Source organism: Tunturiibacter gelidiferens (assembly GCF_013410115.1).
In the GTDB taxonomy this organism is placed as follows: domain Bacteria; phylum Acidobacteriota; class Terriglobia; order Terriglobales; family Acidobacteriaceae; genus Edaphobacter; species Edaphobacter gelidiferens.
On record NZ_JACCCV010000002.1, the window covers coordinates 1,291,357 to 1,312,963 of the forward strand.

Below are 21,607 nucleotides of genomic sequence, written 5' to 3' on the forward strand. Positions count from 1 at the left end.
GTAACCCTTGGAGTACCCTCACTAAGCGCTTGAAAATGCAGAACTAAAGAGTGATTGGATCGAGCGGAACAGCCTGTCCAGCCAAAAGAATCCGGTTACCGAGCAGCGTCGGTTGGTTACCCAGCGCCTGCTCCGCAGAAAGACGCGCAAGTTCGGGAGCGTTGTTGGACTCGGAGAGGTGGCCGAGGACGATCCAGGCAGCGCCGCCGTCGTAGTCTTTTTGCAGAAACTCGGCAGTCGCGTGATTGGACAGGTGGCCAACCCGCGAGAGCACGCGCTGCTTGACCGACCAAGGGTAGGGGCCGTCGCGGAGCATCTCTAGATCGTGGTTTGACTCCAGCAACAAGACGTCGATGCGCTTGAGGGCGGCCTTGACGTTGGGGGGCATGTAGCCAAGATCGGTGGCCAACGCCATGCGAATCCCCTCGGCCTCGAAGACGAAGCCGCAGGGGTCGGCCGCATCGTGCGGGATGGTAAAAGGGGTGATCTCGATGTCGCCGATTGAGAATTGGGTGCCGGAGTGAAAGTACTCCACGGCGGGAAGGTGCGTAGGATCAGCCTTTTGTTCAGCTTTCTGCGCGGCGGCGGAATCGGGCTCCGGACCGCAAAGCTCCTCTTCGTCTGGATCGATGGGCAGCTCAAGCGTCGCGTTGGGATCGTCGGAGCGGTTGAGAGCAGCGGCCTCGGCGGAGACGCTGGCGATCGCCTCGGACTGGGCGGCAAGCTGGGTGGCGAGGCCGGCGGTAGAGGTACTCGCTGCGATAGCTGTGGCGCGGGCCTCCTTTTCGCGCTGCACGTGATCGAGCCATTTGGCGTAGGTCATCGTGCTGCGCGGGGTGAGCATACGGACCCAGGCGCGGTGGGTCGGCTCGGTAAAGAAAACAGGGATTTTGAGACGGCGGGCGAGGACCGCGAGGCCTGCGATGTGGTCCTGATGCTCGTGCGTGACGAGGATGGCGTCGAGTCTGGCGGGATCTTCTCCCGCAACGGCCATGCGCTTCAAAAGCTCGCGGCATGAGAGACCGGCGTCGACCAGAACGCGCGTTCGGGAGCTGGCGATAACGGTGCTATTGCCTTTGGACCCGGAGGCGAGCACTGTCATACGCATCATCTGGTAAGAATACGCCGATTAATTGTGAGTATGTCGCCGGGGTAATCAGTTTGGTTCACCAGGAAGCTGTCCTGCCGGACCGGCCTACTACGCTCGGGGCGGTCACTTCGTGACGCGTATACCTTTCTTGCAGCCGACGATCTGCGCTGGTCCTCCCGTTGGTCGGGAAGAAGTCGATTCCGACCAAGGGAAGGACCGCGCGAAGCAGTAAAAACGCGTGCGAACGCCTCAGGGCTCCAGGCGGTGAAGCGCAGCGATGTCGGAGAGAAGTGTTGAATAACCGCCGCTTCCCAGAGGGACAAAGTTGCCGTGGGGGCCACGCTCAACCTTCAGGTAAAAGACGTCAGGGGTATCCTCAGAGTCGAAGACAAAGAGGATTTGGGCGAGGAACCGCTCGCCGTCTGCCATCTCAAGGGTGACGACGAGGTCGATGCTCGACTTGAGAAGAGCGAGATCCTCACTAGTCATGGAAGGCTCATCCTTTGCTAGACAGTGGGCCTGACGGGAGCCAGAAAGTTGACCGTCGAACGCATGACGACCTGGTCGCGCTGGTTGAAGGCGAGGGTGCGGGTGCGGACCACGCCGAACTCCTTGCGGGAGTTGGAGTGGCGCACGCCAACCACCTCGATCTCGGTACGGAGCGAGTCACCCGGTCGGACAGGCTCAGTCCAGCGCATCTCTTCGACGCCAGCGCCGATCATGCCGCCGGCGACCGTGATCGACTGCACGCGAAGGCGCATAACGACGGCCGCGGTGAGCCAACCCGAGGCAGCGAGGCCCTTGAAGAACGAGTTCTCGCCGGCGGCCTCGTCGAGGTGGAAGGGTTGCGGGTCGTACTTGCTGCCGAACTCTTTGATCTCTTCGGCGCTCACCTTGGCCTGGCCAAGCGAGTGAAACTTCTGGCCTACGTAAAAGTCTTCGAAATAAAACTCCTGGGGCATTGTCTCTCCTGTTCCTTTTGGATGCTGCACTTCGCTTCAGGCTTCGGCTGGTTTCGTTAGTGTAAAGCCGCACGGACTCGTCTAGCTCAAGACGTGGGGTAAGTGTAGAAGCCGCGGCCTGATTTTCGGCCCAGCCAGCCGGCGTCGACCATACGAACAAGCAGTGGACAGGGGTTGTACTTCGGGCTGCCGAGACCGTCGGCCAGAACGCGCATGATGTCGGCGCAGACGTCGAGGCCGATGAAGTCGGCGAGGGTAAGCGGGCCCATCGGATGCGCCATGCCGAGCACGAAGACCTGATCGACAGCCTCGGCGGTAGCCACGCCCTCCATCACCGAGTAGATCGCCTCGTTGATCAGCGGCATCAGCACGCGATTCGAGATGAATCCAGCGGCGTCGTTGACCTCAACCGGCGTCTTGCCAAGCTTTTTGGAGAGCGCGTGGACAGCGTCGAAGGTAGCCTGCGAGGTTGCGAGGCCGCGGATGACCTCCACCAGCTGCATCACCGGTACCGGGTTGAAAAAGTGCATGCCGATGATCTGTTCGGGGCGCTTCGTCACTGCCGCGAGCTTCGTGATTGAGATGGAACTGGTGTTCGTCGCGAGGATGGCGTCAGCCGGAAGGATGCGGTCGAGATCGCGGAAGATCTCCGCCTTGATCGCAAACTTCTCAGTCGCCGCCTCAATGGCAAAGCCACAACTGCTGAGAGCTTCGCGGTCGAGCGTGGGTGTAATGCGGGCTCTGGCCTCGTCGGCCTGCTGCTGGGTAAGCTTGCTCTTCGCTACTTCACGTGCGAGGTTTTTTTCGATGGTGGCGAGCCCGCGATCAAGAAACGGCTGTTGCAGATCGTAGAGGATCACGTTGAAGCCGGAGCGGGCGCAGACGTGTGCGATGCCGTTGCCCATGGTCCCGGCGCCGAGGATTGCAATGCTTTTCAAGTCGGACATAGAGGAGTTTCAGACGACTTCGCAGTGTAGCAGCTTGCGAGGGGGACGCGGATTATGGGTGGGTCATGTCAGGGACGAGGTAGATCCGGCGCGACCGCGACCAGCAGCACAGTGATGTTGTCGTTACCACCGTTCCGATTGGCAGTCGTAATCAGCTCTTCGCACGCTATGGTGAGCGCCGCCATGGTCTGCGGCTTGGGGATCGCAGTCAGAATCTCCGCGATCTCTTCGTCGCTGACCTCGTGGGTCAGACCGTCGGAGGCGAGCATATACACGTCGTTCGCCTGGGGGCGGTGGCTCTGAATCTCGGCCTGCACCGTAGCCTGCGAACCGATGGCGCGCGTGATGAGGTTGCGCATAGGCGAGTGCGCCGCCTGATCCAGCGTGATCTGCCCGGCGCGAAGCTGCTCTTCGACCAGCGAATGATCGATGGTGAGCTGCTCGAGCTTGCCGCGACGTTGCCGGTAGCAGCGGCTGTCGCCAACGTGGCCCAGCCAGAGCGTGGGAGGATCGGTGACTCGGGAGTTCAGATGATTGGCCGGCGAACGACGCGCCGCGGAAGCATTCCCATTCTGCCCACTGACGACGGGCGTGTGCAGCAGCGCGACCAGCGTAGTACCCATACCGTTGTACTGCCTCGAGTGACGTGACTGCTGATAGACCGCATGATTGGCCGCCTGAATCGCAGCATTCATGCGCGCCTCCGGCCTCTGCAACTCTTCGCTGCTTCCAGGCCGAGGTGGCGCGAGATTCGCCAGGAAGGTATCGGCGGCCAGGTTGCTCGCGACCTCTCCGGCGGCTGCGCCGCCCATGCCGTCGCAGACGACAAACGCCCCGATCTCCGGTGCTGCCGCGCAGGTATCTTCATTGCCCTTACGGACGCGGCCGCGATGGGTGAGCATAGCGTAGATAAGGTGAGTGGCGGACATAGTCGAACGTGGCCGATGCAGACAGGCCATCCGAAGAGAACGATACACGTCGAAGCCGCCGAGACCAAGGGTACGTTAGTGTTAGGAGCGGAGAACGTTGGTATGAACCGGATCGTGCAGGGAGATAACCTAGTCGTTTTGCAGTCACTGGCAACCGCATCCGTAGAGCTGATCTACGTCGATCCCCCTTTCAATACGGGCAAACGTCAGAGTCGCACCCAGATTAAGACCATTCGCGACGAAGCAGGCGACCGCACAGGATTCGGTGGCCGACGCTACCGCACCGAAGTACTCGAGCAGCAAAGCGGGGGCGCAGGCTACGGCGACAGCTTCGACGACTTCCTCGGCTTCCTGCGGCCGCGCCTGGTCGAGGCCCACCGCGTCCTCTCGCCCACCGGCTCGCTCTTCTTTCACATCGACTATCGCGAGGTCCACTACTGCAAGATCATGCTCGATGAGATCTTCGGCCGAGAGTGCTTCCAGAACGAGATCATCTGGGCCTACGACTACGGCGCGCGCGCAACCAAACGCTGGCCCGCCAAGCACGACAACATCCTCTGGTACACCAGAGATCCAAAACGCTACACCTTCAACCTCAACGAGAGCGACCGCATTCCCTACATGGCCCCGGGGCTGGTCGGTGCGAAGAAGGCCGCGCGCGGCAAGACGCCCACCGACGTCTGGTGGCACACCATCGTCTCGCCCACCGGCAGGGAGAAGACCGGCTACGCCACGCAGAAGCCACTGGGAGTTCTCGAGCGCATCGTGCGCGTTCATTCCAACTCGGGTGACACGGTGCTCGATTTCTTCGCCGGCAGCGGAACGACAGGCGTGGCTGCAGCCAAACACGATCGCAGCTTCATCATGGTCGACGAGAGCGCCGCTGCCATTGTCGTGATGGAGAAGCGACTCGCGCCCTTCAATCCGCGAAGAGAGGATCTGCCGCTCCCCAAGGCCCGGAAAGCTAGCCGCGCGCCTGCTTCTCGGCGAAGTCGCCAATAACCGGCAGCTTGTACCACTCGCCCTTGCTGGCCTTCAAAATAATGAACAACCAGATCAGAAAGAGACCGACGCCGATAACCAGATGCACCAGCGAAAACAGCAGAATAATCCCCGGAACGAAGTGCATCGCAATCTCCGCGAAGCTGATGATCGCCTGCAGCACAAACGCAGCGACGCAGAGGCCGATCGACTGCCACGAGTGAAATCTGACCAGCGGCATCTTGTTGTAGGGCTCGAGCAATAGAAAGATGATCGCCGGAATAATCGTCAGGTAGGCGATCGCCGCTGCCGCATTCTCCGAGAGCCCCGAACTGGTCGCGGCCGGCGGTGCTGCAACGTAAGCAGGTGGAACGGCAGAGTAACCCGACGGAACATCTGTGTAGTTCGTTGGCGGTGGCACGCTTGAACTTGCAGAGGCGCCGCCCGTAGCAAGGGGCGCACCGCAACTGTTACAAAATGCACTCTGGGCCGAGACTTCGTTATGGCAGACCGGACACTGCATGGCATCACTCCTGAGAGATGAAATTGGGCCCACGTGCAAAAGAAAAGTCAGGTCGAGACAGCTCTGAAATTTGGACCTCGTCTGAAGTGCTACCCAGCATACCCCGGAATTGGCGTGATTCGGTCGATTTTTTCGCGGCTCTGCGTAATTTAGTCCCGCCGCCTGCAGCCCGGCGAGCCGCGCAGGATCAAACCCGTGCGGTCGCCGCATCCATCAGCCGATTAGCGCTGTACAGTCTTTCGCTCGGCCGCTAGGCAGTCCTCAATCGCCCTCTGCCACTCCGGCCCGCTCTCTCCATCTCGCTTCCCCATGGCCACCACGTCTTCATTCGCTGACGCGTCGAGCGCAGTCCGAACGTAGGTCACCTCTACCTTCGTGGTCGCCGGAGTGAGCACAGAGAGACGCACATCGACGGTGAAGACGAGCGTCTCAGGAATGAAGGACACATACTGCATACGGCCGCCAGCAGGATCGAAGATCGTATTGACCCACACGCTCTTGTGCGGACCATGCTGGACTGTAAAGATAGCCCCCTGGATGTCCTCCGCCAGCTGAGGATGAATAAACTCGGGCTTCCAGTGCTCGCCCGCCCAGCATCGCTCCCCCTCCGGGCCAAAGAGCGCCGAGGCGCGCTTCAGCGGAGCCGGCACGACAAACCGAAAGCTGTTGCTGACATGAGCGGGAGCCGCAGTTGCTTGCGCGACCGCAGCATGCTGGCCTCCGCTCATCGCGCCCGTTGCAAGTACCAGAGGAAGTAACGTGCGTGTTTTCATCTGCGCTCCTTCAATCGATGGCTGTCGGACGCGCGCAGCGTCAGGCCATAGATAGTTTTCAACTTCTCGATCTCTTTCATGGTCTGCGGAGAGAACGCGGACTTACCCTCGAAGGCATGAAGCACAATGCCCTCCAGCAGATCCCCCAGACTCATGTCCTTCAGCTCGGCTACGGCTTTCAGCACCTTCAGCAGCCGCTTCTCCATGCGGACGCCCGTCTGGATCCGCTCAATCTCAACGAGTTTTTTCGATTCTGCCACGTGTACCAATGTACCACGGTAACCAATGGATCGCGGAAGTCCATCTGCAAGGACTCCGACCGACGCGAGTGCTTCTCTAAGTGTTTTGCGGTGAGATCGTCTGGAAGCCGGAGGGCTCGTAGTGTGTCGTGAGCTTGTTGTTTGCGACGGTGACGACCGTAAAGCCTTCGGGCGTGCCGAGACGTGTGCCATGCCACCAGTTGCCGCACACCGCTCCGCTGGTCATGTACGGAACGCCCTTCCACACAACCGTCTCGTTGATGTGAGTGTGGCCTTGCAGAACGCCAAGCACATTATGTCCGGCGAACAGATCCAGAACCTGGTTTGCATTGGCGACGCTCATCCCGTGATGCGCTGGCGCAACAGCAGGTTCTGGCATATACGCTGCGATCGCAGTGACCAGTGGAATATGCACTGAGACGATGACAGGGGTTCCAACAGGCAACCCGGCGAGATCGGCCGCCAGCCATTGTAACTGTGCCGCATCGATACGGCCTTCGTAGGCCCTGTCCGGCGTGATGCCGATCGAGTCCAGCACGATGAAGTGGTGACCCTTGTGATCGAAAGAGTAGTACAGTTTGCCGAAGCGCTGCTCGAAGAGCTTCTTGCCGTAGAGCGGATCATCCTGCGCGATGCCGCTCGCTGGGTAGATGCCAAGCACGTCGTGATTGCCGACGGTGTGATACTCCTTCACACCGAGGTTCTGCTCGGTCTTGTCGTAGAGGTCGAAGAGGGTGAGGGCGCGCTGCTTCGGTACGCCGAGCGCGTCGAAGACGTGATCGCCGCCGTTGATGGCAAAGTCGGCTTTGACCGCGCGAGCTCTCTTGAACGCCATATCCGTACCGACAACTCCGTTCAACTCAGGCTGGAGATGCGCATCCGTAACGAACAGGAAAGTAAACGGCTCACGAACTTGTCCACGGACCGGCGCTGGTGCAGCAAGAAGCGAAGGCGCAACGGCGGCCGAAAGACCGGTAGCACCAAGCATCGTGAGAAATTGTCTGCGATTGGTTGAGTTCACGGCTTCATGATAAATCGCGAGATCCACCCAAAGCGTATCTTCAGTTGATCAAGCGAATCTGCACTAATTCCTGCGGCGTCCGCTCATCAACTGCAAGACTGCAAGAAAGATGTTGATCGCATCAAGATAGATCGACAGCGAAAGCGAGACCGCAGACCGGCCATCGCCGCCGACACGAATGCGGGCGAAGTCGCCGACCGTGAGCAGCGTGAAGATCCCCAGCGTCAGCCAGGAGTAGGTGTCCGGCGTCATAAAGTGGAAGAACATGCTCGCGATACCGGCGATAATGAGCAGCAACAGAGCCGCGAAGCCGATACCGGCGATGCGTCGATAGTTGATATTGAACAGATACGCGACGCATCCCATGGCAGCCATGCCCAGACCGGTAGTTGCCGCCGCGTTGAAGACCACGGCCGAACCAACAGTCTGAACGTAGCGGTGAATCAGCGGGCCGATCTCCCAACCCATGAAGTAGGTCAGCGTAAGAAACAGCCCAAGCGCAAGCGCCGGACTCGCCTTGCGGGTGAAGGTGATCGCCAGAACCAGGACAAGCACCGCAATCATCCCCGGCAGCGTGCTCCACGGAGGAGCCGTCGCAACGCCGAACGCCGTGATCAGAAAGCCTAACGAAGTAATGCCCAGCACCTTCGCGAGCAACGAGGCAGTCTCCTCGCGTGCGCCCTCGAGCGTGGTGGGATACCCGTTCATGTTCAAGCGGTTGTCAATCATCTCATCTCTCCGCGGCAAGCCCTGAAGCTTTATTCGGGCGTGTCTCGCCTATCTCTATGATACGCGCCCCTAACCATGACCGGTCCAACGTCCGAAGCCCGAACTACATGCCATCAAATTCAAAGACGGCCCTTCGTCGCCTTCGGCAACCTCACGAAGTAAAATCGAAGTTATGAAGTATCTGATTGCGTTGCTGGCAGTTACAGGAATTGTCGTTTCAACGATGGCGTTGCGCGTTCACTATATGGACCCCGCCCTGGCTCCGCCCTGTGCTGTGACCGAAAAATTCGACTGCGGCGCAGTCAATCACAGCCGGTTTGCCGTCTTTCCGCCGCGTACCTTTGACGAAGACCCAAAGGCGGGATCGCATATTCCCGTGGCAATGCTGGGGATTGCGGGCTATGCAGCGATTGGCGTACTCGCTCTCATGGGCCGCTGGTGGCTGGTCTTCGAGTTCGCCCAGGTGGGCTTTCTCTTCGCCGCGTTTCTAAGCTACATCGAGGCGTACGTCCTGCAGAAGTGGTGCATCTACTGCCTATGGTCGCAGGGAATCGTGACAGCCATTCTGCTGGTCACAGTCGTTGCGCTCGTAATGAAATGGCGACAGAAGCGCTCGGCGCTGACCTCATAGAAGTCTCCAAATAGCTTCGGCACGGATCAGCAAAGGACGCGTCTGGACTAGGATTAGGAATCGGTTTGGGCTGCTGTAGCAACGATAAAACGATAAGAAGAGAAAGACCGGAGCAGCGTATGTGGCCAAAGGTATTCGCGCAGTTAGTTGAGTTGTTGCCTCACATCTCTCGGCTGGTGCCGATGGCAGACAGGTTTTTCACGTCCAAGGCTGCCGCCGAAAAGGCAAACGAGGCCGCGATGTTGGCCATGGCCGAAGGAGTTCGCGGCGACCTCGGACAGGTCACGAAGGCTCATCTGGGGCTCTACCGCCAACTCCAGGACCAGAGCGCGCAGATCACCGAAGTAGGCGAAGGGGTGAAGCGCGCGCAGCTCTCAATGGAACAGCACGAACACCGGATGGAGGCGCTCGAAAAACAGGTGGCCTCGTTCAGCATGTGGCTGAAGGCCGGCATTCCTATCCTGATTGCACTCGTCTCGATGGTCGTTGTTCTTCTGGTTAGGCTGCTTCAGCGATAAGTGACTATGGGATCGGTTTCCGGCTGAAAAATAAACGTGCAAACGTGGCGCATTTTTCGACATCGAAAAAGTGACGGCTAAAACACCACGTTAGCCACGCATTTCACCACAACTTCACCATGTTTTCACCACAGCAAACACACCAAAAAACGCAAAATAGCCGTGAAAAAACGCCTTTTCCCTCATCCAGAATTTTTTCCGTCAAAAACCGTAGAATTGAAGCATGGGAATTAGCCGGAACGAAGCGCTGGACTGCTTTCGCAGCGATGATCTGATTGGGATTGGAATGGAGGCCGACGCCGTACGCCGCCGTCTGCACCCCGAGGGCGTAGTAAGCTATGCGATCGACGGAAGAGTAACCTACACGCAAGCCGCAGCTGGCGCGGGTTTTGATCAACTCTGCAACCAGATCTCCAACGTAGTCGAGCGGGGCGGTCACGGCGTGATGCTCCAGGGCGAGGTAACCCCGGCGCTTACAATCTCCTGGTTTGACGGGCTCTTTCGCAGCATCAAACAGCGCTTCCCTGCTATCTGGCTGCACTCCCTGTCCGCCGGCGAGATCCTCTCAATCGCAGAGCAAACTGGAGCCCCCGTAGAGGACACCATCGCACGCCTCCACGACGCCGGACTCGACTCAATCCCCGGTGATGACGCGGGTATTCTAGACGACGCGGTACAACAAGGCACCAGCACAAAGCGGCCCACGGCGGACTGGCTCGCAGTTCATCGCGCGGCCCATAAGCTCGGAATGCAGACCACTGCCACTATGACCTTCGGCTGCGGCGAGACGATGGAGCACCGCATCAATCACCTGGAGGCAGTTCGCGTTTTGCAAGAAGAGACGAGGGGGTTTGCCTCGTTCACGCCGTGGGCCTTCGCACCAAAAGCCGCGTCGATGCAGGGGTTTGAGGAGGCGACGGCGGTCGAGTATCTGAAGACGCTGGCGATCTCGCGAATGTACCTCGACAACATCGAGAACGTGCAGTCGAACCTGGAGACCCAGGGACTCAAAGTGCTGCAGGTGGGTCTACGCTTCGGCGGCAACGATGTAGGCAGCGTGATGCTCGCCGAGGGTGCAAACGCGGCAACCGAGGAGCAGCTACGGCAGGTGATTCGCGACGCAGGGTTCAAGCCCGTTCAACGCGATACGGTCTTCCGGACCATGTTTTTGAATTAAGGGGCAGTCGCTGTCTCTTGCTGAAGTACGGCCGTCTTAACCTGATTTCAAGCAGTGATTCGCGTAGAATCGGTTGGGTACCCCAACCTATCGTGGAGCAACGACCTGCAATTTTCTCTTCAAACTTTGACGTCCCAACTCGGGTTGCTGGTCGGTCCAAAGGGCTTCGGTCACTATTGGAAGACGCACTACGCGGACAAGACGTTTGAGCACCTGTATCGATGGAATGCGTTCGATACAGCGATGCTGATTCCCTACTTCATCGTCATGATCATTCTGGCGTTTTATGGGATTCACCGCTATCAGTTGGTGTGGCTTTACTTCAAAAACAAAAAAAACGCAGCAAAGTGGAGCGAGCCGCCCATGCGGTTCGCTGAAGGGCAGCTGCCCTTCGTGACGATTCAACTACCAATCTTCAATGAACAATTCGTGATCGAGCGGTTGATTGAGGCGGTCTGCAGACTGGACTATCCGCGAGACCGGTTTGAGGTTCAGGTGCTGGACGATTCAACCGATGAGACCACCGGAGTAGCGCGGGAGATTGTCGAGCGCTACGCGCGCGGATTCGTCGGAATGGCTCCGCAGCCGATTGTGTATCTGCATCGCAGCAACCGGCATGGGTATAAGGCGGGAGCGTTGGACAAGGGTCTCGATGTCGCTCGTGGCGAGTTTGTGGCGATCTTCGATGCAGACTTTGTGCCTCCGCGACAGTGGGTGATGCAGGTGATTCACCACTTCGCGCAACCGGAGATCGGCATGGTGCAGACGCGGTGGACCCACCTGAATCGGAACTACAGCTTCCTGACGCAGGTCGAGGCGATTCTACTGGACGGGCATTTCGTGCTCGAGCATGGGGGACGAAGCCGCGCCGGAGTGTTCTTTAATTTCAACGGCACGGCGGGGATGTGGCGGCGAGAGACGATCTCAACCGCGGGTGGTTGGCAGCACGACACGCTCACTGAGGATACAGACCTGAGCTACAGGGCGCAGTTGGTGGGGTGGCAGTTCAAGTATCTGCAGGATGTGGAGTGCCCGGCGGAGCTGCCGATCGAGATGACTGCGTTCAAAACGCAGCAGGCGCGATGGGCAAAGGGCCTGATCCAGACAGGGAAAAAGATTTTGCCGCGGGTGCTGAAGAGCGATGCTCCTTGGCATACGAAGCTCGAGGCGTGGTATCACCTTACAGCGAATATCAGCTATCCACTCATGATTGTGCTGAGTGTTTTGCTGATGCCCGCGATGATTATCCGCAGCTGGCAAGGCTACATCCAGATGCTGCTGATCGACTTCCCTCTGTTCATCGCCAGCACGATGTCGGTTTCAACGTTCTACATGGTGAGCCAGAAGGAGCTCTATCCGAAGAGCTGGTACAAATCGATCATCTATGTGCCGTTTGTCATGGCGTTGGGTGGGGTCGGGTTGACGATCACCAATACCAAGGCTGTGTTGGAGGCGCTGTTCGGAGTGAAGAGCGCGTTTGCGAGGACGCCTAAGTACAGCGTGAAGAAAAAGGGCGAGAAGAGCCAGGCGAAGGTGTATCGCAAACGACTGGGCGTGATTCCCTGGATTGAGATGGCGATCGGATGCTATTTTGCCTGGACCGTCTACTATGCCATTTCGACGGAGAACTTCTTTACGGTGCCGTTTCTTGTGCTGTTTGTGTTTGGCTACTGGTACACAGGCCTGTTGAGCCTGTTGCAAGGGCGGTTTGAACGAAGCCGCGACCCCGACCAGGAGATGCACGAGAAGCCGTATCCCGTGGGCGTTTAGACGATCGAGACTGATAGACTGGCTGTCGATGTCTCCGAAAAAGCTGCCGGTCCGCAGCGCAGGAGACCAGAATGGGTTCATGATTACTGGCGCTTTTCTTCTACTTGCGATCGTTCTTGGATATTTGGTAACAGTGGGCCTGTCGATGGCGGCAACCTTTGCCATGACTACGGCCTCGCCCGATCTGGTCGCGCGGGACTTCCGAATCACGTCAAGATACAAGTTTCTGCAGGATGGGGTGTGGCTGGTGTGCACAACGGTGGGGGGCTATATGACAGCGCTTGTCCTCGGGAGAGAGCACTCTCCGTGGATTGGCGGGATAGCTTTAATGGCCGTTCTCATCGGCGTGTTGTGGCTGAATGCGTGGGAGATGCGTCAGCGTGGGGTTGGCCATCAGATCCTGATGAGCGTTGCAACAGTGGTCGGTGTGAGTGCGGGATTTTTTCTTCGGCTGCGATGGTCCGCTCCCTGAAGAGACGCTAAATAGTTACACGTCAGAATCTTAAAAAAGAAGAGAGGCAATGCGCCTCTCTTCTTGCAACTCGATTTCGTGGGTAACCGCTAGAAACGCAGACCAAAGGTAATCGGGATGTAACTCGTCTTTGCGCTGTTCTGCGGAAAGACGTTGAATCCGTTGCCGTTTGCGTCGCCGTAGGAGAATTGGCGTTGAGAGTTGAACGTGTAGACGTAGCGGCCCTCAACGAAGAATCGCGTGGAAGCGAACCGAGAGACCTTATAGGTGAAGCCCAGGCCACCATTCACACCGAATGCGTTGCTGGTGTACTTGTCGATCGTGGCATTGGCCAGATACTGGTAGCAAAAGCCGAAAGGATCGCAATAGATACCGGGCAGGGGCGTGGAGAAATTAGCTGTCTTATGATAAAAACCCGCGCCGCCGATCACATAAGCGCCCTTAGTGTCCGAAGTATAGTAGTTGACGATCGGGTTGAGAGTGAAAGACCAATCGTGGCTATTTCCGCTTAGCTGAGAGATAGGATTGCCGTTCTGATCTACTACTCCGAGTGAGTCGTAGATCGCCAGCAGATTGTTGAGCGTGCTGGTGTTGACCCCGAAGTTGTCGTAGTCGAACTGGGCGATGACGCCGAAGGTCTTATTGAAGTTGCGACCGACGCCGGCCTGGACCTTCCAACTAGTCGTAAGTGCGCTGTGGGTGGGGCCCGTGGGCACCGTCAGACCGCCACCAACGACGAAGGTATACTTCGCGGACCCATCAGCGTTGGTTCGGCTGTCGTTGTAGTTTGGGCGGCTATAACGACGACGCGGTGGGGGCTGTGTGGCATCGCTGCTGAGGTTGAAGTCCACGGCATTGGCGGTCTCGACGCTGCCGGTGCTGCTGCTGTAGCCGAGATCGTCCGGAGTGTAAAGATTGAGCGGCGCAACGAGGCTCGCCTTAAGATTAACCGGCGGCAAGGGTGATGCGGTTCCGGCAGACTGCTGCGCGTGAAGGCCCAGGCTCCCTGCAGCAGCAAAAAAAGTGATTGCCGCGGTGCGGCCAAGGATACGGTGTAGGCGATTCCCAATGATCGTGGTGTGCATCTTTGCGTGGCTCCCTTGGTGCTGTGAGGTTCTTCATTGGCTTGAACCCAACTGTAACGCGCTTGTTGTGTAAGACGCAGGAAATGTCGTTTAGGATGACAAACCGCGAGAGTTTTTACACTTCGCCTCTGCTATAAGCTGCTGAGGGAGGAATAGTTACGGGCGTCCTGGTGTTGGACGCCCGTAGTATCTCATGCCATGGATCGATCTTTTTTCGGAGTCTCGTCACAGGCTAAAGCCCGCAGCTCCTCTCCGAAACAGCGGTCTAGTGAATGTCGAACTGCTCAGGGTGCAAGCTGGGATCGGATTTGACGAGGATCGTCTTGCCGACCATCTCTTCCATCTCCTGAAGCCATTTGGTGCCTGGCGCTTTGAGTTGTTTGACAACCTCGGGGTTGACGCGAAGCATCACGTCGCCGCGGTCCAGGTGCTTCTGCATCTTGCGCATCTCGATGTAGATGTCGTTGCAGACCGTGACGGGCGACTTGACCATGCCAGTGCCAGTGCAGATGTTGCAGGTGGTGGACAACGTGCGCTCCAGCGACTGCTTGACGCGTTTGCGAGTAATGGCGACCAGGCCAAAGTCATTGAACTGAAGAACCTTCGAAGGGGCTCGATCGGTCTTCAACTCCTCTTCGAGCGCAGCCATGACCTTGTTGCGGTTCTTTCGCTCGTCCATGTCGATGAAGTCGATGATGATGATGCCGCCAAGATCGCGCAGACGAATCTGACGGACGATCTCTGGGATCGCATCGAGGTTGGTCTTGACGATGGTGTCTTCGAGGCGCGCCGTCTTGCCGACGAACTTGCCGGTGTTGATGTCGATCGCGACGAGGGCCTCGGTCTGGTTGATGACGATGGAGCCGCCGGACTTCAGCCATACCTTGGAGCGGAGGGCCTTATTGATCTCTTCGGTGATGCCGAACTGCTCGAAGAGAGGAGTCTCTTTGGTGTAGAGCTTCACGCGGCGAATCAGCGAGGGCTGGAAGCGCTGCAGGAATCGCAGAACGCGCTCGTATTCACTTTCGCTGTCGACCCAGATGGCGGAGAAGTTATCCGTAACCTGATCGCGAAGGATGCGCTCAACGAGATTGAGGTCGTGATAGATGAGCGCTGGCGACTTCGAAGACTCGGAGCGCTGCTTGATGTCGGCCCAGAGGTTGAGGAGGAAGCGCAGGTCGGAGCGAAGCTCCTCTTCGCTGGCTCCTGATGCGGCGGTGCGGACGATGAACCCGCCAGCAGCCTCGCCTTTCTCGCTGAGCAGAATCTCCTTCAGGCGACGGCGTTCGCTATCAGAGTCGATCTTGCGGGAGACGCCGGTGTGGTTGACGGTTGGCATGAAGACCAGGAAACGGCCCGGGAGCGCAATGTGCGAGGTGATGCGTGCGCCCTTCTTTGCAATCGGCTCCTTCGCGATCTGAACGAGGATCTCCTGGCCTGGCTTGAGCAGCTCGCTGATGGCTGGGAGATTTGTGGACTGCATGGAACTGCGGCCACCACGACGATCGCGACCACCACCGCCGCTGGCACGCTCACGGTCGCCAGCGCCGCCGGTGTTGCGAGGACGGTCGTTGCGATCGCCGCGGCCATATCGGTCTCCGCGGCGGCCATCACGACGACCATCACGGCGGCCACGGCCACGGTCCTGATCGCGATTGCGATCGGTCGCGGGAGCCGCAGCACCAGCCTGCGACTGATCAAATCCGTTGGCAGCTACTTCATCGCCTTCAACGAACTCCTCATGCAGAACATCTTCTTCGGTGTCGGATTCGTCGAGGTCTTCTTCGTCAGTGTCCTCAAGATCGCCGACGAGAGGATCGTAGATAGCGTCCTCTTCTTCGAGGTCGTCCTCTTCCTCTTCGTCCACGTTGCCGGAGCGCGTGATCTGGTCGATGGACATCTCGCGGATCATGGTGCCGAGATCGGCTGCGCCTTCGAGGGTCTCTTCTTCCTCAAAGTCGTCCATCTCTTCAATAGAGCTGGCGTGGAGAGTGGTGTTGAAGTCCTCCTCCTCGAGTGTCTCCTCTTCGAGTGACCCGATGCCAGGCGCAAAGTGCTGGGGAGCCGCTTCATCTGCGATGACATTGTCAGCTGGATTCGCGACAGCAGTCTCGTGCTCAATCGGCGAGACGGTTTCGGTGGCATGCTCGGGCGTAAAGATCGCGACCGGAGCCTCAGAGTGCATCTCGCCGGTGGCGTGAAGCGTGGTCAGCTCGTGAGGCGCAGGTGCGGTCTCGGCATGAACAGCGGATGCAGACTCGACATGGGTTACTGCAGGGGTCTGCCAGTCAAATGGTTCGTACTCAGCGGGTGCCGACTCAGCGTGCAACTGCGCAACGTGCTCGTCCGGGCCCGGGGTGATGCTGTGAACGGCGCTGTGGTCGTAAGCTTGCGGCTCAGCCGAGGTCTCCGGCTGGATCTCCTCTGGAGCATCGAGCACTGGCGCGCTCTGGCGGTACTCGCTGGGAGCTGCCGGGTCGATGCGATAGGAGGCAGAGGCTTCGGTGGGTTCGTATTCGACCGGCTCGGCCGGTGTCTCGTGCTGAAGTTGCTCGGGGGAGATGAGGTCGGGATGCGTGGCGAGAAGAACCTCAGGCTGCTCCTCAAGAGTCTCCGCGACGCTGAATCCGTCAGCTTCGCGAACGACTTCGGCGCGAGGCTGTGAAGCCGCGGGGCTAGCATTGCGGTGGTCTGCACGGGCCTCCTGGCGAGGCTCTGCGCGAGGCTCGTTGCGATTCTCCTGGCGGCGATGACGGGAGAGTGACTCGCCAGGAAGTATCGATCCGCCATCCCAGCCCTCTGGAATGGTGAATGCCGGCGCGGATGGGACGATGACGTTTATCTCGAGAGGCTTTGACGCCGCGGCTACAGGCTCGTCTCCGCCTTTGCGGTACTTGGAGAGAGACTCGCCAGGGAGAACGATGGGCTCTGGAGCGTTTGCATCGAGTTCAGGCGCCTGATCGTAGGCGGGTGAGTCGTCGACGCCGTAGAGCGAGGTTTTTGGAGCGAAGCCGCGAGGGATGCGCGGCTCGCGATCACGGCCGCCACGGTCACCTCGATTGCCGCGGTCGTTGCGGCCTCCGCGATTACGTCCCCCGCGATCGTTGCGCTCGCCACGGTCATTTCCCCGGTCGCGATTGCCACGGTCTGCGTTCTCCGCAGAAGAGGCGGTGGTCGTCTCGGGGGTCCCATAGGCAGAGGCGATTGGCGCAGTCGGGCTACTGGAAGGCGCGATAGGTGCGGCGGCTCCGTCGATGTCGAAAGAGTCTTCGTCATAGGCGACCTCAGCTGAGGCGTTATCTGGAGTGGCACTGGCGACGTTCGGCGACTCGTCGCGTTGAGACGGGCCTCGGCCACGACGACGGCCACGACGGCCACGCCAGCGGCGGCTGCCATCGGCACCGGGAGCTCCTTCGCCGATCTCGCCTCCATCGTTTCGGTCGGTGATGATGTTTTCCGCTGGCTGGTCGGCAGAGAGGTAGTCGGCGACCGGCGCATCGAAGGCGTCATCCGGCGACGTGGGCGCGAGCGGGTCGGCGACGGGCTGGCGGTCGCGGTTGCCGCCGCGGTCACGACGGCCTCTGCCACCGCGGCCACGGTCGCCACGGCCACCGCGGTCCGTGCGCTCAGAAGAGCGAACACCGGAGTCGCTGGTCTGGTCGAGGCGGTCCGGAGGGCTGGCTACCGTGCCTTCGATGGTGGTGGCGCTGCCGTTGCCACGGTCATTGCGCCGACCCTCGGAGCGGCGGCCGGAGTCGCCATTGGTATCGAAGTCAGCCGAGTCCCCGGCCTCCTCCATGAAGTCCGTGATGTAAAGGAAGGCGTCGCGCTCGAGGCCGATATCCACGAAGGAGGACTGCATGCCTGGCAGAACGCGCGTGACTTTGCCGTTATAAATGGATCCGGCGAGGGTGTATTCGTTCTCGCGCTCGTAATAGATTTCGGTTAGGGCGTCGTTTTCGACGATGGCGAGACGGGTCTCATGGGGAGTACTGGAGATATAAATTTCTTTCGACATTCGCTGTGCTCTTTCTGCCCGACCTCAATGAGGTTCGAGCGGCAGACGCGACAGAGAACAATCGGGAGTTCGCCTGACCAAGAGGCCAGGTTTGGCTCACCGTGGAGCGGACAGATTACGGGCTGCGGAAGCTCGTGAACAGAACTCGACGACCGGTGCGAGGTAGGAGTACAGCTCTGCCGTGGGCGCACTCAAGGCGAGGGCGGATTCGGCGTTACCGGGTAGATCGGGGACACGGGGGGATGCTTCAAGCAATTCGAGACATGCGGAGTTTGTGACCAGAACAACCTCAAAATCAGACACTTGAGGCGGGGCCGTTCGCCATCCGGATGCAATCATTCCCTAAAACCTGTCCGGCCAACGGATCGATGTCTCTGGCTGGCCGGCCTTTTCTTCTAAAAAGTCTTTTGTTGCCGCTGACTGGCGACCGTGCGCCTGAGTAGCGGGGTACACTGAGCGGCATCTACAGCCGAACAGGTGTTGCTAACAGTATTGCACTAAAGCGGTTGCAAAAGCCACACGGCATTCACATTCCTTTGTTGTAAAGCTGTAACCCCTTGCGATCCGCTGACTGACATGCCGCTAGTTGACGAAGCGCCGCATGCGGATGTTCATCACGATGCCGAGCGAGAGAAACGTAAACAGAACCGACGAACCACCGTAACTCAGCAACGGCAAAGGAATGCCCGTGACCGGCATCAGGCCGACGACCATGCCTACGTTAACCGCGATCTGAAAGACGATTACTGCGACCACCCCCATGATGATGAAGCTGCCAGGCAGATCAGAAGCGGTCTGGGCGTTCTGAATTAAACGCATAAGAATGAGGAAGTAGAGGAGCAGAACTCCGATTGCGCCGACGAAGCCGTGCTCTTCGCAGAAGGCCGCGAAGATGAAATCGGTGTAAGGAATGGGCAAGAAGTCGCCCTGGGTCTGGGTGCCCTTGTTCGCGCCCTTGCCCCAAATTCCGCCTGAACCGACCGCAATAAGAGACTGGCGGATCTGGTAGCCGGAGCCGCGCGGGTCAGAGTCGGGGTCCATGAAGGCGTTGATCCGTGCCTGCTGATATGGCTTGAGATGCTTGCCGCTCTTCCAGGCTACGCCACCGATAATGGCAAGCGCTAGGACGACGAGGCCAACCTGCTTGACGCGGATGCCGCCGAGGAATAACCCACAAATCAAAATAGGGAGATAAGTCAACGCTGTCCCAAGATCCGGCTGTTTGAGTACCAGCGCCATCGGAACAACGACCATGGCAGCGGCCTTGCCGATGTCCCCCCACGTGAGTTCCTTACCCGCCAGCCCCCAGAAGTAGCGGGCCACTGTGAGGATGAGCACGAGCTTGACCCACTCGGACGGCTGAAAGTGGATGCCGCCGGGAAATTTGATCCAGCGCCGCCCGCCCAGCACCTTGGTGCCGACGATCAGGACCGCAATGAGCGACAGCACGCTGACGCCATAGGCCCAGTGGATGATGTCGATCAGGCGGTGATAGTCGATCAGGGAGATGACGAACATCAGGAAGATGCCGCCGGCCAGGAACTGGATCTGCTTATGATCGAAGCCGTGGAACTTGGTGTGGAGCGTGGCCGACTTGATCTCGAGGACAGAGATGAGCGAGAGCAGAAGCACGAATCCGAGAAGGACCCAATCGAAGTCGCGGTAGGAGGAGAAACGGGGCATGGCTGGTCTGTCCTATTCGGCGCTCGGTACGGTAGGTGCTTCGCTGGTGGGAGTCGTGGGCTTGGCAGGCTCAGGCGTAGTTGCGATGCGGATGTTGTTGTCGCGTTTGCGCTGTTTGTTCACATAGGCGTCGATGATTTGCGAGGCGAGCTTGGCGGAGTTGTTGCCCCAGTTCCCATGCTCCCAGAGGACGGCGACAACGATGTCGGGATTCCGCCGCGGAGCCATGCCGACGAACCAGGCGTTCGGCTCCGTGTTATGACCTTTGTTGGTCTTGGCCAATGCGTCATGGCCGATCACCTGGGCAGTCCCGGTCTTGCCTGCAAAATCGACCCCTTCAAGATGAGCGGCGTAGGCAGTGCCGATAGGGCTGCTGGTCACATTCGCCATGGCGTCAGTAATCAGCTGCCAGTTCTCCGTACTCAGCGGAATGGTCGCATTGCCGGACCCGGGGAAGGACTCCTGAATCGCTTGCTGCATGTCGGACGGAACTTCATCGGCAAAGACAACGTGGGGACGCCGGAAGACTCCACCCGATGCGATACCGCTGAGTGCACGAGCGAGTTGCATCGGTGTTGCAGTTACGGCACCTTGACCGATACCAACCGAGATGGTCTCGCCAGCGAACCACTTGTCGTGCTGAGTCTTCAGCTTCCACGCCGTGGAGGGCATCGTTCCGGCAACCTCATCGGGCAGGTCGATTCCTGTTCTCTGACCCAGACCCACAGATGTAGCGTACTTCGCGATGGTATCGATGCCAAGACGATTAGCGAGCGTGTAGTAGAAGGTGTCGCAGGAGTACGGAATCGCATTATTGATGTCGACCGCACCGTGGTGTTTGTCACAGGCATAGAAGTGGCCGTAGAACTCCGCACCACCGTTGCAGCTTACGTGCATGGTCTGGGCTACATTCTCCTGCAAACCCGCGACTGACATGATGATCTTGAAGGTGCTGCCCGGAGCGAGCTGCGCCTGGAGGCTCTTATTCAGCAGCGGGTGATCGGGATTATTGATGATCTCGTTCCAGTAGTTTTTGGTGAGGCGAACCGAGAACTGGTTGGGATCGTAGGTTGGGCGCGAGACCATCGCGAGGATCTCGCCGGTGTGAGGATCCATCGCAACGATGGCGCCGTTCTTGCCATCGAGAGCTTTTTCAGCGGCAATCTGCAGGTCGAGGTCGATGGTGAGCTTCAGGTCTTTGCCTGGGACAGCAAGCTCCTGGCCGAGGTGGCCAAGCTCCTTGCCGTGGCTGTTGACGATGACGTCGCGGCTGCCGTCTTTCCCGCGAAGCAGCGCGTCGTAGGTCTGTTCAACGCCAGAGCGGCCAACGACGTCGCCGGGCGAGTAGAAGGCGTAGCGTGGGTCGTCGAGCATCTGCTCAGAGACTTCGCCGACATACCCGATAAGGTGGGCGGCGAATCCATCCCGAGGATAGAGACGGCGCTGCTCGTCCAGGGTCTCGAGCTCGGGAAGTTCGTCGCGATGGGCCGCGATGAAGGCCTGCTCGTCGGGCGAGATGTCCTGCTTCAACGGAATGGGCTGATATTTGGGCGCGATCTGGTAGCGGCGCAGCGTGGACTGGATCTGCTCGATGGGAATGTGGAGACCCTGCGAGATGAGAGGCAGATCGGCATCAAGGTCTTTGACCTGCTCGCGCAGCAAATAGCAGGAGACCGAAGGGTAGTTGTCGACGAGCAGCCGGCCCTCTCGGTCAAACAGGCGACCGCGTGGAGCGAGGATTGGAACCTTACGAATGCGATTGGCTTCGGCGAGCGCGCGGAAGTTATCAGCGCCAAGAACCTGCAGCCGCCAGAGACCGGTGATAAGAACGATCAGAATGAGCGCGACGATGTACTGAGCTGCATGAAGCTTCCCCGCAGAGACCTTCTCGGCCCTGCCGTTGGGGCCGACGTCATTCGGGTCGATATGGTGGGTTAGTTGCATGCTTATCTCAGTCTACGACTGGAGTTGATGATTCGTGCATACCACTGTTGTGTCGTGAGTACCGTTTAGACGAATGAAATTAGACAAATGAAAT

Annotated in this window: 20 protein-coding genes; 6 read left to right on the forward strand and 14 right to left on the reverse strand. The window is 58.9% G+C overall.

From position 1 onward, the window contains the following. Positions 1–43: 43 nt before the first annotated feature. From HDF12_RS17435 to HDF12_RS17455, 5 genes are all read right to left on the reverse strand, one after another. Positions 44–1,111 (reverse strand): MBL fold metallo-hydrolase, encoded by a 1,068-nt coding sequence (locus HDF12_RS17435; RefSeq protein WP_179585407.1) that lies wholly within the window; start codon positions 1,109–1,111, stop codon positions 44–46. A gap of 228 nt (positions 1,112–1,339) precedes the next feature. Beyond that, on the reverse strand, positions 1,340–1,579 hold the full coding sequence (locus tag HDF12_RS17440) for a hypothetical protein (protein WP_179585408.1): 240 nt from the start codon (positions 1,577–1,579) through the stop codon (positions 1,340–1,342). Positions 1,580–1,596: 17 nt separating this feature from the next. Then, complete coding sequence (locus HDF12_RS17445; RefSeq protein ID WP_179585410.1) at positions 1,597–2,052, reverse strand: MaoC family dehydratase; 456 nt, start codon at positions 2,050–2,052, stop codon at positions 1,597–1,599. A gap of 86 nt (positions 2,053–2,138) precedes the next feature. Next, positions 2,139–2,999, reverse strand: coding sequence for a 3-hydroxybutyryl-CoA dehydrogenase (locus HDF12_RS17450; protein WP_179585412.1), 861 nt, complete (start codon positions 2,997–2,999; stop codon positions 2,139–2,141). 68 nt (positions 3,000–3,067) lie between these two features. Continuing rightward, positions 3,068–3,928 carry a PP2C family protein-serine/threonine phosphatase gene (locus HDF12_RS17455; RefSeq protein WP_179587063.1) on the reverse strand — a complete coding sequence of 287 codons (861 nt, stop codon included), beginning with the start codon at positions 3,926–3,928 and terminating at the stop codon, positions 3,068–3,070. Positions 3,929–4,030: 102 nt separating this feature from the next. Here HDF12_RS17455 and HDF12_RS17460 point away from each other — a divergent pair, with 102 nt between their 5' ends. Continuing rightward, positions 4,031–4,930 carry a DNA-methyltransferase gene (locus HDF12_RS17460; protein WP_179585414.1) on the forward strand — a complete coding sequence of 300 codons (900 nt, stop codon included), beginning with the start codon at positions 4,031–4,033 and terminating at the stop codon, positions 4,928–4,930. On the opposite strand, the gene HDF12_RS17465 is transcribed toward HDF12_RS17460, so the two are convergent. The 5 genes from HDF12_RS17465 to HDF12_RS17485 all read right to left on the reverse strand — a co-directional run bounded on the left by HDF12_RS17465 (position 4,893) and on the right by HDF12_RS17485 (position 8,215). Next, the gene (locus HDF12_RS17465; protein ID WP_179585416.1) at positions 4,893–5,432 is read right to left on the reverse strand and encodes a hypothetical protein; all 540 of its coding nucleotides are present in this window, start codon (positions 5,430–5,432) and stop codon (positions 4,893–4,895) included. The two genes, HDF12_RS17460 and HDF12_RS17465, sit on opposite strands and share 38 nt — an antisense overlap. 221 nt (positions 5,433–5,653) lie before the next feature. Beyond that, positions 5,654–6,205 (reverse strand): hypothetical protein, encoded by a 552-nt coding sequence (locus HDF12_RS17470; RefSeq protein WP_179585418.1) that lies wholly within the window; start codon positions 6,203–6,205, stop codon positions 5,654–5,656. Continuing rightward, complete coding sequence (locus HDF12_RS17475) at positions 6,202–6,465, reverse strand: hypothetical protein (RefSeq protein WP_179585419.1); 264 nt, start codon at positions 6,463–6,465, stop codon at positions 6,202–6,204. Before HDF12_RS17475 ends, HDF12_RS17470 begins: the two co-directional genes overlap by 4 nt. Positions 6,466–6,541: 76 nt before the next feature. Continuing rightward, entirely contained in the window at positions 6,542–7,513 is a 972-nt protein-coding gene (locus HDF12_RS17480) for a metallophosphoesterase family protein (RefSeq protein ID WP_373563954.1), read from the reverse strand. A gap of 36 nt (positions 7,514–7,549) precedes the next feature. Next, on the reverse strand, positions 7,550–8,215 hold the full coding sequence (locus HDF12_RS17485) for a Bax inhibitor-1/YccA family protein (protein ID WP_179585421.1): 666 nt from the start codon (positions 8,213–8,215) through the stop codon (positions 7,550–7,552). A 172-nt stretch (positions 8,216–8,387) separates the two neighbouring features. Here HDF12_RS17485 and HDF12_RS17490 point away from each other — a divergent pair, with 172 nt between their 5' ends. The 5 genes from HDF12_RS17490 to HDF12_RS17510 all read left to right on the forward strand — a co-directional run bounded on the left by HDF12_RS17490 (position 8,388) and on the right by HDF12_RS17510 (position 12,783). Next, positions 8,388–8,846: a vitamin K epoxide reductase family protein gene (locus tag HDF12_RS17490; RefSeq protein WP_179585424.1), complete on the forward strand. Its 459-nt coding sequence runs from the start codon at positions 8,388–8,390 to the stop codon at positions 8,844–8,846. A gap of 119 nt (positions 8,847–8,965) precedes the next feature. Then, positions 8,966–9,364 (forward strand): hypothetical protein, encoded by a 399-nt coding sequence (locus tag HDF12_RS17495; protein WP_179585426.1) that lies wholly within the window; start codon positions 8,966–8,968, stop codon positions 9,362–9,364. Between the two features lie 223 nt (positions 9,365–9,587). After that, positions 9,588–10,541, forward strand: coding sequence for a radical SAM protein (locus tag HDF12_RS17500; RefSeq protein ID WP_179585428.1), 954 nt, complete (start codon positions 9,588–9,590; stop codon positions 10,539–10,541). Between the two features lie 267 nt (positions 10,542–10,808). Then, on the forward strand, positions 10,809–12,311 hold the full coding sequence (locus HDF12_RS17505) for a glycosyltransferase (protein WP_257025809.1): 1,503 nt from the start codon (positions 10,809–10,811) through the stop codon (positions 12,309–12,311). Between the two features lie 79 nt (positions 12,312–12,390). Then, a complete protein-coding gene (locus HDF12_RS17510; protein WP_179585431.1) occupies positions 12,391–12,783 on the forward strand; it encodes a hypothetical protein in 393 nt (130 codons plus the stop codon). 89 nt (positions 12,784–12,872) lie between these two features. On the opposite strand, the gene HDF12_RS17515 is transcribed toward HDF12_RS17510, so the two are convergent. From HDF12_RS17515 to mrdA, 4 genes are all read right to left on the reverse strand, one after another. Continuing rightward, positions 12,873–13,868, reverse strand: coding sequence for a hypothetical protein (locus HDF12_RS17515; RefSeq protein ID WP_179585433.1), 996 nt, complete (start codon positions 13,866–13,868; stop codon positions 12,873–12,875). Positions 13,869–14,133: 265 nt separating this feature from the next. Continuing rightward, positions 14,134–17,886: an Rne/Rng family ribonuclease gene (locus tag HDF12_RS17520; protein WP_179585435.1), complete on the reverse strand. Its 3,753-nt coding sequence runs from the start codon at positions 17,884–17,886 to the stop codon at positions 14,134–14,136. Positions 17,887–18,468: 582 nt separating this feature from the next. After that, entirely contained in the window at positions 18,469–19,569 is a 1,101-nt protein-coding gene (gene rodA / locus HDF12_RS17525) for a rod shape-determining protein RodA (protein WP_179585437.1), read from the reverse strand. 12 nt (positions 19,570–19,581) lie between these two features. Further along, the gene (gene mrdA, locus HDF12_RS17530) at positions 19,582–21,513 is read right to left on the reverse strand and encodes a penicillin-binding protein 2 (RefSeq protein ID WP_179585438.1); all 1,932 of its coding nucleotides are present in this window, start codon (positions 21,511–21,513) and stop codon (positions 19,582–19,584) included. Positions 21,514–21,607 lie beyond the last annotated feature (94 nt).

Coding starts and splice junctions, on each gene's coding strand:
- HDF12_RS17435 (WP_179585407.1), bottom strand. CDS start 1,111: ATGATGCGTATGACAGTGCTCGCCTCCGGGTCCAAAGGCAATAGCACC.
- HDF12_RS17440 (WP_179585408.1), bottom strand. CDS start 1,579: ATGACTAGTGAGGATCTCGCTCTTCTCAAGTCGAGCATCGACCTCGTC.
- HDF12_RS17445 (WP_179585410.1), bottom strand. CDS start 2,052: ATGCCCCAGGAGTTTTATTTCGAAGACTTTTACGTAGGCCAGAAGTTT.
- HDF12_RS17450 (WP_179585412.1), bottom strand. CDS start 2,999: ATGTCCGACTTGAAAAGCATTGCAATCCTCGGCGCCGGGACCATGGGC.
- HDF12_RS17455 (WP_179587063.1), bottom strand. CDS start 3,928: ATGTCCGCCACTCACCTTATCTACGCTATGCTCACCCATCGCGGCCGC.
- HDF12_RS17460 (WP_179585414.1), top strand. CDS start 4,031: ATGAACCGGATCGTGCAGGGAGATAACCTAGTCGTTTTGCAGTCACTG.
- HDF12_RS17465 (WP_179585416.1), bottom strand. CDS start 5,432: ATGCAGTGTCCGGTCTGCCATAACGAAGTCTCGGCCCAGAGTGCATTT.
- HDF12_RS17470 (WP_179585418.1), bottom strand. CDS start 6,205: ATGAAAACACGCACGTTACTTCCTCTGGTACTTGCAACGGGCGCGATG.
- HDF12_RS17485 (WP_179585421.1), bottom strand. CDS start 8,215: ATGATTGACAACCGCTTGAACATGAACGGGTATCCCACCACGCTCGAG.
- HDF12_RS17490 (WP_179585424.1), top strand. CDS start 8,388: ATGAAGTATCTGATTGCGTTGCTGGCAGTTACAGGAATTGTCGTTTCA.
- HDF12_RS17495 (WP_179585426.1), top strand. CDS start 8,966: ATGTGGCCAAAGGTATTCGCGCAGTTAGTTGAGTTGTTGCCTCACATC.
- HDF12_RS17500 (WP_179585428.1), top strand. CDS start 9,588: ATGGGAATTAGCCGGAACGAAGCGCTGGACTGCTTTCGCAGCGATGAT.
- HDF12_RS17505 (WP_257025809.1), top strand. CDS start 10,809: ATGATCATTCTGGCGTTTTATGGGATTCACCGCTATCAGTTGGTGTGG.
- HDF12_RS17510 (WP_179585431.1), top strand. CDS start 12,391: ATGATTACTGGCGCTTTTCTTCTACTTGCGATCGTTCTTGGATATTTG.
- HDF12_RS17515 (WP_179585433.1), bottom strand. CDS start 13,868: ATGCACACCACGATCATTGGGAATCGCCTACACCGTATCCTTGGCCGC.
- HDF12_RS17520 (WP_179585435.1), bottom strand. CDS start 17,886: ATGTCGAAAGAAATTTATATCTCCAGTACTCCCCATGAGACCCGTCTC.
- rodA (WP_179585437.1), bottom strand. CDS start 19,569: ATGCCCCGTTTCTCCTCCTACCGCGACTTCGATTGGGTCCTTCTCGGA.
- mrdA (WP_179585438.1), bottom strand. CDS start 21,513: ATGCAACTAACCCACCATATCGACCCGAATGACGTCGGCCCCAACGGC.